Origin of the sequence: [Flexibacter] sp. ATCC 35208 (assembly GCF_001975825.1) — a bacterium.
Classification (GTDB): Bacteria; Bacteroidota; Bacteroidia; order Chitinophagales; family Chitinophagaceae; genus Chitinophaga.
On the sequence record NZ_MTKN01000023.1, the window covers coordinates 108,897 to 121,178 of the forward strand.

Annotated in this window: 9 protein-coding genes; 8 read left to right on the forward strand and 1 reads right to left on the reverse strand. The window is 45.1% G+C overall.

Annotated elements, in window-relative coordinates; genetic code table 11:
• Positions 1-3: 3 nt before the first annotated feature.
• From BW716_RS16280 to BW716_RS16305, 6 genes are all read left to right on the forward strand, one after another.
• Positions 4-3,981 carry a PKD domain-containing protein gene (locus tag BW716_RS16280; protein WP_083723788.1) on the forward strand — a complete coding sequence of 1,326 codons (3,978 nt, stop codon included), beginning with the start codon at positions 4-6 and terminating at the stop codon, positions 3,979-3,981.
• Between the two features lie 29 nt (positions 3,982-4,010).
• Positions 4,011-5,018 (forward strand): PorP/SprF family type IX secretion system membrane protein, encoded by a 1,008-nt coding sequence (locus BW716_RS16285; RefSeq protein ID WP_083723786.1) that lies wholly within the window; start codon positions 4,011-4,013, stop codon positions 5,016-5,018.
• A 10-nt stretch (positions 5,019-5,028) separates the two neighbouring features.
• Positions 5,029-6,750 (forward strand): OmpA family protein, encoded by a 1,722-nt coding sequence (locus BW716_RS16290; protein WP_083723784.1) that lies wholly within the window; start codon positions 5,029-5,031, stop codon positions 6,748-6,750.
• A gap of 80 nt (positions 6,751-6,830) precedes the next feature.
• The gene (locus tag BW716_RS16295) at positions 6,831-7,799 is read left to right on the forward strand and encodes a type IX secretion system membrane protein PorP/SprF (protein WP_083723782.1); all 969 of its coding nucleotides are present in this window, start codon (positions 6,831-6,833) and stop codon (positions 7,797-7,799) included.
• 34 nt (positions 7,800-7,833) lie between these two features.
• Positions 7,834-8,376, forward strand: coding sequence for a collagen-like protein (locus tag BW716_RS16300; protein ID WP_083723780.1), 543 nt, complete (start codon positions 7,834-7,836; stop codon positions 8,374-8,376).
• A 99-nt stretch (positions 8,377-8,475) separates the two neighbouring features.
• Complete coding sequence (locus BW716_RS16305; protein ID WP_083723778.1) at positions 8,476-10,680, forward strand: GH92 family glycosyl hydrolase; 2,205 nt, start codon at positions 8,476-8,478, stop codon at positions 10,678-10,680.
• A 38-nt stretch (positions 10,681-10,718) separates the two neighbouring features.
• Here the strand turns inward: BW716_RS16305 and BW716_RS16310 are convergent, their stop codons facing one another.
• The gene (locus tag BW716_RS16310) at positions 10,719-11,012 is read right to left on the reverse strand and encodes a helix-turn-helix transcriptional regulator (RefSeq protein WP_083723776.1); all 294 of its coding nucleotides are present in this window, start codon (positions 11,010-11,012) and stop codon (positions 10,719-10,721) included.
• A gap of 96 nt (positions 11,013-11,108) precedes the next feature.
• Between BW716_RS16310 and BW716_RS16315 the strand changes: the two genes are divergently transcribed.
• Together BW716_RS16315 and BW716_RS16320 are read left to right on the forward strand one after the other, a co-directional pair.
• Positions 11,109-11,732, forward strand: coding sequence for a hypothetical protein (locus tag BW716_RS16315; protein ID WP_083723774.1), 624 nt, complete (start codon positions 11,109-11,111; stop codon positions 11,730-11,732).
• 134 nt (positions 11,733-11,866) lie between these two features.
• Positions 11,867-12,265 carry an SDR family NAD(P)-dependent oxidoreductase gene (locus BW716_RS16320; RefSeq protein ID WP_083723772.1) on the forward strand — a complete coding sequence of 133 codons (399 nt, stop codon included), beginning with the start codon at positions 11,867-11,869 and terminating at the stop codon, positions 12,263-12,265.
• Positions 12,266-12,282 lie beyond the last annotated feature (17 nt).

A 12,282-nucleotide genomic window follows, 5' to 3' on the forward strand; every position in this document is an offset into this window, starting at 1 on the left:
ATTATGAGATATATACCTGTTCTACTACTACTGTGTTCGCTGCAGGCGGCTGCCCAGGGCCTTTCCAACAAAGGGAAGGAGTTCTGGGTAGGATATGGTCACCACCAGTTCATGGAGCCTGGCATGTCCAACTCTCAGGATATGGTGATCTACCTGAGTGCGGAAGAAGCGGCTACCGTGACAGTCAGCATCTATGGCACTGCCTGGACGCGTACCTACACTATACCGGCGAATACAGTAGTAGCGACAGAGACCATTCCAAAGGTAGGTACGTACGATGCCAGGCTGGTGTCGTTACCACCATCTTATGGAGGTATGGGCGGGGAGCAGGTATTTAATAACAAGTCCATTCACATTGAAAGTAATGTACCGATTGTCGCATATGCACATATTTATGGTAGTCAGTCCTCAGGCGCTACCATGCTGATGCCGATCGTGACATGGGGGTATTCTTATATCTCACTGAACAGTGAGCAGCAATTTGCAGACAACTGTTTTTCCTGGATGTATGTCGTTGCAAAGGAAAATAATACAGTGGTGGAGATTGTCCCTTCCCGGTCTACCCGGTCTGGTCATGCCGCGAATGTGCCTTTTACGGTGACATTACAGAAAGGAGATATTTACCAGCTGATAGGCGCTTCGTTAGGGAGTGGGAAAGGAGAGGACCTGACTGGTTCTACCGCACGCTCGATCGGTAATTCGGATGGAAAGTGTTTTCCCATTGGCGTATTCTCAGGCAGCAGTCGTACCTATATTGGTTGTTCCGGTTATACACCTGGCAGTGGGGACAACATTATTCAACAGGTATTTCCTTACCAGGCATGGGGTAAAAAATATTTGACAGCGCCACTTTCAGGCAGGTCGGCTACTGCTTACCAGACAAACATTTACAAAGTACTGGTGAAGGATCCTGCTACGGTTGTAAAGCGAAATGGCATGGTGCTTACAGGTATGACTGTCAATAACACCTATCAGTTCGAAAGCAATACAGCCGATTATATTGAAGCAGATAAGCCGGTGATGATGGCACAGTTCATGGCATCTAAAAATGCATGTCCTGCCACCAATGGTCCCGGTGACCCTGAAATGATTTACCTGAGCCCAATAGAGCAGGCAACTAAAAAAGTGGGCTTTTACCGTAACACCGAAGAAGGAATTGAAACCAATCATTTGACGCTGGTAGTGCCCGATAGTGGAATGAATTCGTTGAAGATTGATGGGGGTACTACTTTCAACGCTACTTATGCACATCCTAATAAACCCGGATATACCGTAGTCGTGAAGAGCTGGAATGCTCAAAAAGCACAGTGTAGTGTATCCTGCGATTCAGGATTTACAGCAGTGACCTATGGGGTAGGAGATTTTGAAAGTTATGGTTACAATGCCGGTACTTTTATCAACAACCTGAATGCAATCGGACAAATCAAAAACCAATTTGATACCAGCAAAGGTGTGAGTGAATTTACCTGTGTGAATACACCCGTGAAATTGTCTGTGCTGCTCACCTATCAACCCACTAAACTGGTATGGCAACTAAGTTCGTTTGGAGGTACTGATGTGACAAACAATGCACCGGTGGCAGATTCGATGTTGCTGCTAAAAGGTGTTACTTATTATCATTATTCACTGGGTACTGTTACACAATTTCCGGCAGCGGGTGTGTATGATGTGACAGTGATATCAACTGCACCCCATATTGAGAACTGTAATAACATAGAAGAAGTGAATTTTTCTGTAACAGTAAAAGAGAGACCTTATGCAGTAGCAACTTATAATCGTGTATCTGATTGTGTGTTGGATACCATTCATTTTAGTGGAGAAGATACAGGGAATGGATATGCAATTCAAAAATGGCTGTGGACATTTGGCGATTCTGCTGATTCCGGTAAGACCGTGAATCATATGTTGGGAGCCGGCGATCAGGCTGTACAACTAAAAGTCATTTCACAGGAAGGTTGTGTAGGCGATACCAGTATTACCATCAGGAGTTTTGCTAAACCAGTAGCAGATTATACTTCTAATTTTCCTTTACCCTGCGAAGGCAATAGCGCAACATTCACAGACAATTCTACCTATAGTGGTACATCGGGTATATCATCATTATTTTGGGATTATGGCAATGTGAAAAACACAGCTACTTATGACAGCGCCGGTATTTATACCGTGAAAATGGTAGCGAAGGTAAGTGCTGTGTGTATAAGCGATACAGTAAAGAAGACGATCCAGGTATTTGACAATCCGGCCCCTTCTTTTACATATCCGCTCAATTGTATGCCAGCAGGTGGTCAGGTACAGTTTACCAGTACGGCTACCACTACAGACGCACAGGCGCTGACAGGGTATACCTGGGATTTTGGAGATGGCACTACTGCCACAGACGCTGATCCTGTTCATTCCTATACTTACTATGGTTCCTACAATATCCGGCACAGTGTAACGACCGCAAATGGTTGTACAGCGGATACGTTGGTAAAGGCGACTTTCAATTTGAAGCCAATGCTCACGTACGCTGCTATACCAGCTGTTTGTGAAAGCGCAAAGACCCCAATTTCAATTGCGCTTGCCGGAGTTACAAATGGCGTAACCGGTACTGGTGTCTACCGGGGGCTGGCTACTGATGCCGCTGGCAATTTTCAACCTTCAGTGGCAGGAGCTGGTTCGCACACTATCTGGTATGTGTTTACTTCCGATGGTGGTTGTGTAGATTCCGTTGCAGGTACAGTGACGGTGAATCCAGCTCCGCGTACTTCATTTACAGTAGCGGGCGATGTGTGTATAGGATTGCCGGTAACAGTGTCAGATCAGTCTACAGGCAACATTGTAAGCTGGTCCTGGTTCCTGGGTGATGGTAGTACACAGACAGGGAATACCACCTTTGAACATACTTATGCTACGGCTGGTGCTTATGTAGTGAAGCTGGTAGCAGTGAGTGATCTGGGTTGTGCAGGTGATACGGGGGAAGTAACTACAAATGTATATCCACTACCGGTAGCAGCTTTCAAATTGCCAAAGAGTGTATGTCTGCCAGATGGCGTGATATTGACAAATACATCTTCCAATGCAAAAGATTATCTCTGGTCGTTTGGCGATGGTGCTACCAGTACAGAGACCTCTCCTGCACATGTATATGCTGCAAAGGGATCTTATAAGATCAACCTGGTCGCAACATCTACATATGGGTGTGTAGATGATACGACCCAAACATTCCGGTCGTTCTATGACAAACCTATAGCTGCCTTTACGGTGTCGCCGGATACGCTGTGTCAGGGTACGGACAATGAATTTACAGATGAAAGCTTTGCCGTGAATAGTACGATTTCGGCATGGGCATGGGACTTTGGCGATGGCAGCACCAGCGACTCCCGCCATCCTGTAAAACGATATGCCAGCCCTGGTGATTATAATGTAACGCTCGTAGTCACCAGTAGCGCCGGTTGCGCGGCTGACCCGGCGACAAATTCCGTAAAAGTGTATTTACAGCCAGTTGTAGATGCCGGGCCTTCTTTCACCGTAGCACAGGGTACACCATTGGTACTGGAAGCTACCGCTAATGATGCAGACAATCTCAGTTTTGTGTGGACACCTGCCGATGGCTTATCAGCAGATGATATACTTCGTCCTTCACTGTTTGCCACAGAAGATGTGGTGTATACCCTCACCGCCAAAGGCGAAGGCGGTTGTACAGCCAGTGATGAAACGACAGTGAAAGTGTTGAAGCCAGTCAAAGTACCCAATGCATTTTCTCCCAACGGCGATCATATCAATGATACCTGGGTGATTACAAACCTCAGTGATTATGCGGGTTGTTCAATAGAGGTATTTAACCGCTATGGCCAGCTGGTATATCAATCTACAGGCTACGGCACTGCGTGGGATGGCACTTACAATGGGCAACCATTGCCGCTGGCCACCTATTACTATGTGATCAGATTAAAGAATGGGTTTGCTCCAATAACAGGTTATGTAGCGATCCTGAAATAATAAAAGTATTCAACCAAAATCCTGACATCATGAGAACTTTTACCAAAGCATGGCTGATGCTGATCTTAGTGAGTCTGACAGGTAAAAAGCTGCTGGCGCAGTCAGACCCCCACTTTTCAGGATACTATGTATATCCTGCTTTTCTGAATCCTGCTCTCACAGGCATATTTGATGGTAATTACCGGGTATCTGGTATTTATCGCTCACAGTGGGGTAGTGTGAATAGTCCTTTTAAAACATACGGTGTGGCGGCAGATGCCACGACGACAAAACATATCAACTACGGTGGTAGCTTGCTGACCCAGGCAGCCGGCGATGGTGGATATAAATATACCAGTGGGTATGGCAGTGTTTCTTATACAGGCGTCACATTTGGCGCGGTAGATCAACATCGCGTAGTGTTTGGATTACAGATGGGTTTTATACAGCGTCGTTTTGATCCTGCCAAATTACATTTCGGGGATCAGTGGAATCCGCTCACAGGGTATAGTCCCCTGAATACAACGGTAGATGGCTTCCAGCGTACTTCAGCCATTGCTTTTGATGCGGGTGCGGGTTTCCTCTATTACGATGCTACACCCGGTAAGAAATACAATCTCTTTGCAGGGTTCTCTGCTTCGCATATAAATCGTCCGCAGGATCAGTTTGCAGTAGGTAGCGATGCGCGCATACCTGTGCGGTATATAGCACATGGTGGTATCCGATGTTATGTGTCGGACTTATTCACCATTACACCGAATGTAATGTATATGCAACAAGGTACGGCGAAAGAGAAAATGTTAGGTGCATTTGGCCAATACACTGTGACAGAAGAAACGGATGTCATGCTGGGTGCCAACTACCGTTTTAAAGATGCATTCGCTGTATACGCAGGCTTTAACTACAAAAGCTTTATGCTGGGAATGAGTTATGATGTGAACTCCTCAGACCTTGGAAAACTAACCAGGGGAGCGAACAGCTTTGAGATTTCCTTATCCTTCATTGGCAGGAAAACGGTAAAGACACCTGCCGGCGCATTTGTTTGTCCAAGATTATAATCAACACGACATGAAGCAATTATTGATATTGGTGCTGATGGTTTGTTCCTTACAGGGAATGGCGCAGCATAAAGCAATTTATCTGAAAGCAGCAACCCGCTATTATGCGCAGGAAGATTATTATTCTGCTACACTGTATTATGAAAAATACCTGGCAAGTGGTACGCAGCGGAATGTGAACTATAGCCCTTATGCAGGGAAAGTGGCAGATGTGAAATATGCAGGTAGTGAGCAGCAGGCAGTGTATGAGTTAGCAGATAGTTATAGAAGACTGAATGATCCTGCTAAGGCAGCGCCTTATTTTCAGCAGGCGCTGACGTATGATAACAACCAGTTTCCACTCACGGCTTATTACTATGGAGTAAGCTTGCGGGCACTGGCAAAGTATGATTCGGCGACTGTCATATTTGAACATTTTTTACAGGCGTATGGTGTAAAGGATACTTATCGTGCAGCAGCGGAGAAGGAATTGCGTAATCTGAAATTTATAAAAGAGCAATTGCAACGTAGCGATCCTGGGGATTATCATGTGAACAAATTTTCATCCGTGATTAATAACGATGGGGCTACTTATGCGCCGGTATGGTTTCGTGATAGTTTATTATTCACGGCTACACCCAATGGCATCAACAGAATCTTTCAGGCGCCCGATACCAGTCATGTATCACGATTGAGAATCGCAGGTTCGCCTAAAATGCATCAGGGTGCAGTGAGTATCGACTCCGATGGACAAGGTATGTATCTCACACAATGGAGTGTGAATAACGGTAAGAAATCCGCCGCGATATATTATAGCCGTTTACTGGGTGGAACATGGAGCGAGCCTTTGAAACTGGATACCAGTGTGAATAAACCGGGTTCGAATACACAGCAGCCTTTTGTAGATGGCAATACCTTGTATTTTTCCAGCGATAAGGCAGGAGGGTACGGCGGATATGATTTGTATGTGGCATCATTAAATGCAGCTGGTCGTGTTACTGCTGTACAAAATTTAGGAGCAGTAATTAATACGGCAGATGATGAGCAGGCGCCATATTATTTCTCCAAAGAACAAACCCTTGTATTTGCCAGCAATGGACGAGTGGGAATGGGAGGATATGATTTATATTATGCAAAAGGCAAGCAGGAAAATTCAGCCAATCCGGCCAATCCAGCAGATTGGGAAGCCCCTTTGAATTTCGGCTATCCGGTAAATGATGTAAAAGATGATATTTATTTCCTGAGCAAAGGCCCTTCCTTATTAGATGATGTGATCTTCTGTTCTGATCGTTCCGCCCAGTGCTGTCTGCAGATGTTTAGTCTGCAAAAAGAAAAGAAGATTACTGTTGTGAAAAAAGACAGTATTATTTCATCACCGTCTTTACCTGCTTTATCTTCTTTGTCTGTCAATACGTCAATTCCAATCAACCATATTTACTACGAAAACAACCAATACACGATCACTGCTGAATCTTACGCTGCACTCGATGAACTGGCCGCTGTGCTGACAGCACATCCAACCATGGAAATAGAAATTAGTGCACACACCGATAATGTAGGTACACCTGCTTACAATCAACAATTATCGGAAAAACGTGCGCAGAACCTTGTGGATTATTTGGTGAAAAAAGGCATCGCGTCAACCCGTTTACAATATAAGGGATATGGCGATACAAGGCCGGTATCAACGAATGATACTCCCGAAGGCAGACAACTGAACAGAAGAATTGAGTTGAAGATACTAAAGCAGTAATAATAGGACGATTTTATAGAAGTAAACCTATGATGATTTTATAGAAGTAAAACTCATGAAGATACTAAAGCAGTAATTATATGAAGATATACCTGACCAGCTGTCTCCTGCTACTCTGCTGCTATGCTACTTATGCACAACAGCTGCCGCATTACACACAGTATATGCTAAACACATTTATTGTGAACCCGGCAGTGGCAGGTATTGAAAACTATTGGGACCTGAAAGCAAGCCACCGGCACCAATGGGCAGGTGTGAATGGTAGTCCTGTTACGACCTATTTAACACTGCACGGACCATTGAGAAAGACGGATTACCCACAGGCTTCAGTAACAGGTTTTGATCCTGAAGGTGCGAATCCAAGAGGCAGGGCTTACTGGGAAACCTATACCGTACCACCTACACACGCCGGTGCAGGATTGACAATACTGGATGATCATACAGGTCCGCTGAACCGTTTTTCTGCTACCGCTACTTATGCACACCACATAGGGCTGGCACCGGGTGTAAGCCTGAGTGCAGGTATTTCACTGGGAGCACAACGTGTATCGCTGGATGCCTCCAAACTGGATATGCAGGATCCCTCTGATCCCGTAATTGCAGGGAGTACAGAGCTGGGCAAATGGCGGCCGGATGTAAATGCGGGTCTGTACCTGTATTCCAGTCAATATTTCGCAGGCGTATCTATGCAGAATATAGCATCAACTCCTCATCTGTTTGTCACGGGAGGTTATCGCTTCTGGCTAACAGAAGATATCGGTATGCTGCCTTCGGTGATGATCAAATATATCGCATCACTGCCCGTAGGCGTAGAAGTAAATACAAAATTTCAATACAGGGATAAGGTGTGGTTAGGCGCCAGTTATCGCCATCAGGATGGTATTGCTGCAATGCTGGGTGTAAATGTAAATGCAACTTTCAATGTCAGCTATGCCTACGACTACACCACCTCGTCACTCAACCTTACAAGCAAAGGTTCGCACGAAATACTGGTCGGTATCCTGATAGGGAACCGGTACGCGGACCTCTGCCCAAGAAATATCTGGTAAAAACACTTAATCAATAATTAAACTCAAACCGACTATGAGAAAGTTTACTTTGTATGCATTCGTATTATTAGGAACATTGGCTTTTGCATCCTGTGGAAAGGATGGTGCTACAGGCCCACAGGGTGAAACAGGGGCTACCGGTGCACAAGGTGAAAAGGGAGATTCCGGTACTGCAAATGTTATTTATTCAGAATGGCTGAACTTAGGTTTTACCGGCGATGTAACGTCAGCAGGTGATTCTATATGGTATACAGGATTTGAAGTGCCACAGCTCACGGCTGACTGGCTGGCAAGCGGCACAGTCATGGTATACGCGAATCTGGGTACAGCAGATGATCCGGCTATAGTATCACTGCCATATTTCAGTGTATATAACAGTGTGAATATTATGCCTGTTCTCCTGACCGGTGGTATTGAAATCGATGCGAATACCGATGTAAGCACCGGTTATGATGACGATGGTAATATCATCCTGCAATACAGGTATGTCTTGATCCCAGGTGGTACAGCAGCACGTTCAGCTGTGGACTGGAAAGATTATAACAAGGTGAAGGCGTACCTGCACCTGAAAGACTAAGAATATAGCTTGCCGATTTCCTTTTTCCGGTTGTCCTCATTTAATGAGGGTGACCGGATTTTTTTTATATTTTTAGTCCTCTCAAAAAAAACGAAAGATATGCAACTAAACAGGCTGCTATTGGGTATGGCATTATTTGCCTCCCCATTCGCACGGGGACAGAGTACAACCAGCAATGTCAACTATGTAGATCCCACTATTGGCAGTGTGGGCATCATACTGGAACCCACCCGTCCTACGGTTCACCTGCCTAATAGTATGGTGAGGGTATTTCCCATCCGCAAAGATCAGCTGGATGACCGCATTCATGATTTCCCACTCACCATTGCATCGCACAGGCAGGAAAGCCTTTTTGGTATGATGCCCATATCAGGCGACGATTATTTTGCACCCAGGGTATGGGACAGGGAGCGTACTACGCCTTACTATTACAGTACTTTCCTCGACGATGCGGACCAGGTAGAATTTACGCCTGCAGCACGTAGCGGATATTTCCGTTTTCACTTCCAGGGAAAGGAGAAGCACTATCTCCGTTTTCAGCCTTTGAATGGTAAAGGCACTATCGAAGCAACCGGCAAACAGGTGATCACCGGTACAGAGCAATTCCACGGCATGGCAGCTTACTTTTATGCAGAGCTGAGCACCCCGATCGTAGGTGTACAAACTTTAGATAAAGAAGGTCAAAAGATATTGCTGGCAGAAGTGCCGGCAGCAACAGCAGTAAAATACGGTGTTTCTTTTGTAAGCATCGAACAGGCAAAAATTAACCTGCAAAAGGAGATCCCTGACTGGAACTTCGATGCAGTAAAAGATAAGGCATTTAAAGCCTGGGATAAAGTATTGTGCCAGATCAATGTGAAAGGCGGTACGCCTGCACAGAAACGGGTATTCTATACCTCTCTGTACCGTACTTACGAGCGTATGATCAATATCAACGAGTACGGTAAGTATTACAGCGCATACGATCACCAGGTACATTCCTCAGATAAGCCCTTTTACGCGGATAACTGGCTATGGGATACCTATATCGCATTAGAACCATTACAGACCCTTTTACACCCTTCTACAGAAGCAGATAAGATCAGTTCTTATATCCAGATGTATGAGCAGAGTGGCTGGATGCCTTCGTTCGCAGTCGTAACCGGCGATATGCCTTGTATGACGGGCAATCATGCCGCCGCGTGGATGGCAGATGCGTGGTTCAAAGGCGTACATAATTTTGATGTAGCCAAGGCATATGAAGGACTAAAAAAGAATGCTTTAGAGGCAACCCTGCTGCCGTGGAGAAATGGCCCGGGTACAGAGCTGGATGCTTTTTACAATACACATGGCTATATGCCTGCCCTCAGACCGGGAGAGAAAGAGTGGGTGAGTGAAGTACATGGTTTTGAGCGCAGACAATCTGTGGCCGTGACATTGGAAAATAGCTTTGATGACTGGTGTATCGCTCAACTGGCTATACCGGCAGGTAAAAAAGAAGATGTTCCATTGTTTTTAAAGCGTGCGGCTAACTATAAAAACGTATTCCGGGCAGATAAAGGCTTTATGTGGCCAAAGGACTCCGCCGGCAGCTGGATCGAGCCATTTGACCCTAAATTCTCAGGTGGTCAGGGTGGTCGTGATTATTTCACAGAAAACAATGCATATACCTACAATTGGGATGTAAAGCATGACCTGACAGGATTATTTGGTCTGATGGGCGGCCCTAAGGCAGCAGAGGCGAACCTGGACCAGCTGTTCCGTGAAGGACTGGGCAGAAGCAAATACCAGTTGTGGTATACCTTCCCGGATGCAACGGGGCTGGTTGGGCAGTTTGTAATGGGCAATGAGCCTAGTTTCCACATCCCTTACCTGTACAATTACCTGGGAGCGCCCTGGAAGACACAGAAACGCATCCGCATGCTAATGGATACCTGGTATACAGACAACCTGTTTGGTATTCCCGGAGATGAAGATGGGGGGGGTATGACGGCTTTTGTGGTGTTTTCTATGATGGGATTCTGTCCGGTAACCCCGGGTATTCCTCAGTATAATATTGGTAGCCCGGTATTTACGCAGGTAACGATACAGTTGGAAAATGGTAAGGTATTCACGATCAATGCACCTAAGAGTTCAGGAGAGAACAAGTACATTCAAAGTGCAAAACTGGATGGAAAAGTGCTGAATAAGCCCTGGTTTACGCACCAGGAGGTATTGAAAGGCGGGGTGTTGGAGCTGGATATGGGTGCTGCGCCAAATAAACAGTGGGGAAGTGGGGAGCAGGCATTACCTCCTTCTTCAATTAATTATAAATCAGGAGAATAGGTAACAATACGGCCATCCTTTCAGGATGGCCGTATTGTTTATAGATCTTCCAGAATTATTTTTCCCAATTCTTTAATAGCATCTTCATTTCTTTTGTAATATGTCCACTGTCCCTGCCTGGTCACGGTCAGCAGTCCTGTTCGCTGTAAGAGCGATAAATACTCAGAGGCAGTGGATTGTGTAACCCCCATTTTAAGCTGGATTTGTCCTACACATACGCCATTTTCGCAGCATCCTTCTGCCGGAAAATTATTTGCCGGGTCCTTCAGCCATTGTAATATCTGAAGCCTGGCCTTGTTGGATAATGCTTTGAATACTTCCACGTGTTCCATACTACAAAGGTATCGGAAAAATGCGATTTTATCATACTGTTGTATCAATTCAGCAGATTGGAAGAACTTTACTATAGATCTGTTAAACCTTAACCCATGTATTTTAGATTAGCTGTAAACCCCGTAGAAAATTTCAGAGTTAAAGACGTTCTCTCTCTACCCTATTTCAAGCATGTTAACCGGTTTGCCAAACCCTATTTATACAAATCCAACTATGTAAATGTACTCTTACAGGAGCGGAACATAGATGGATTCGCCATGGTACATCTGGTATACTTTATTAAGCAACCCGTATTGGTAGTGGTATCAGAAGAATCGCCCCGAACTGTTGTTCAGCAGGTAGTAAGCGGACAGATGGAGCTTCTTATCAAAGGTCAGAAACCCATGGTGTTACAACCAGACGGTTATGATATATTACAATTAAATACTGACGAGTATGCTCTCTTGTTGCAGCCTGGCATTTGTGAAGTGCTTCGCTTCGATTTTGAGGAATCGGTTATGAAAACAGTCAGTAAAACAGCCACTGTTAAACAGTGGCTGGATAAACTGAAGGCCGGTAAATCTGCTTTTTATAGTCACCGCCCTATAGATGAGAAATTCCGCTCTCTGCAGGGTGAAATGCAATATTGTCGTGCATTTACAGAAGAAGAGCAGGAATGGTTCAATGGTAAGTTGGACGAAGTATTTGAAATGGTGACAGAACAGGGGGTGCTGCGATAACCCTTGTTAGAATAGAACAGGGAGTGCTGGCAATAACCTTTCTTAGAATTTTACATCTCTTCCTTTAATCTGTGTAATTTTTCTGTGCGCATAAAGTATGACCTTTGTTTTATCAAACACAAAACAAAGGATATATGAAAACGCTCACAGGGAAAATTATTTTAGTAACAGGTGCATCAAGAGGTATTGGCGCGGCCATAGCGCTGAAACTGGCGGCAGAAGGCGCGACAGTAGTGATCAACTACGCTGGCAATAAAGAGGCGGCAGACAAGACCGTGGCGGCTATCCAGGAGCAGGGCGGAGCATCAATGGCCATACAGGCGGATGTAAGTAAATCCGACGAAGTAAAAAGAATGTTCGACACCGTAATAGCACAATATGGAAGAATGGATGTGCTGGTGAATAATGCAGGGATCCTGCTCTATAAATTAATCAAAGATACGACTGACGAAGAATTTGACAGGCAGTTTGCTATCAATGTAAAAGGTACTTTCAATACCATGCGCGAAGCTGCTACAAGGCTCGCTGATTAGTCCTCTTACACAATTGG

What these genes read in the sequence shown, in the direction of transcription:
- BW716_RS16280 (WP_083723788.1), top strand. Translation starts at nt 4, where the DNA reads ATGAGATATATACCTGTTCTACTACTACTGTGTTCGCTGCAGGCGGCT.
- BW716_RS16285 (WP_083723786.1), top strand. Translation starts at nt 4,011, where the DNA reads ATGAGAACTTTTACCAAAGCATGGCTGATGCTGATCTTAGTGAGTCTG.
- BW716_RS16290 (WP_083723784.1), top strand. Translation starts at nt 5,029, where the DNA reads ATGAAGCAATTATTGATATTGGTGCTGATGGTTTGTTCCTTACAGGGA.
- BW716_RS16295 (WP_083723782.1), top strand. Translation starts at nt 6,831, where the DNA reads ATGAAGATATACCTGACCAGCTGTCTCCTGCTACTCTGCTGCTATGCT.
- BW716_RS16300 (WP_083723780.1), top strand. Translation starts at nt 7,834, where the DNA reads ATGAGAAAGTTTACTTTGTATGCATTCGTATTATTAGGAACATTGGCT.
- BW716_RS16305 (WP_083723778.1), top strand. Translation starts at nt 8,476, where the DNA reads ATGCAACTAAACAGGCTGCTATTGGGTATGGCATTATTTGCCTCCCCA.
- BW716_RS16310 (WP_083723776.1), bottom strand. Translation starts at nt 11,012, where the DNA reads ATGGAACACGTGGAAGTATTCAAAGCATTATCCAACAAGGCCAGGCTT.
- BW716_RS16315 (WP_083723774.1), top strand. Translation starts at nt 11,109, where the DNA reads ATGTATTTTAGATTAGCTGTAAACCCCGTAGAAAATTTCAGAGTTAAA.
- BW716_RS16320 (WP_083723772.1), top strand. Translation starts at nt 11,867, where the DNA reads ATGAAAACGCTCACAGGGAAAATTATTTTAGTAACAGGTGCATCAAGA.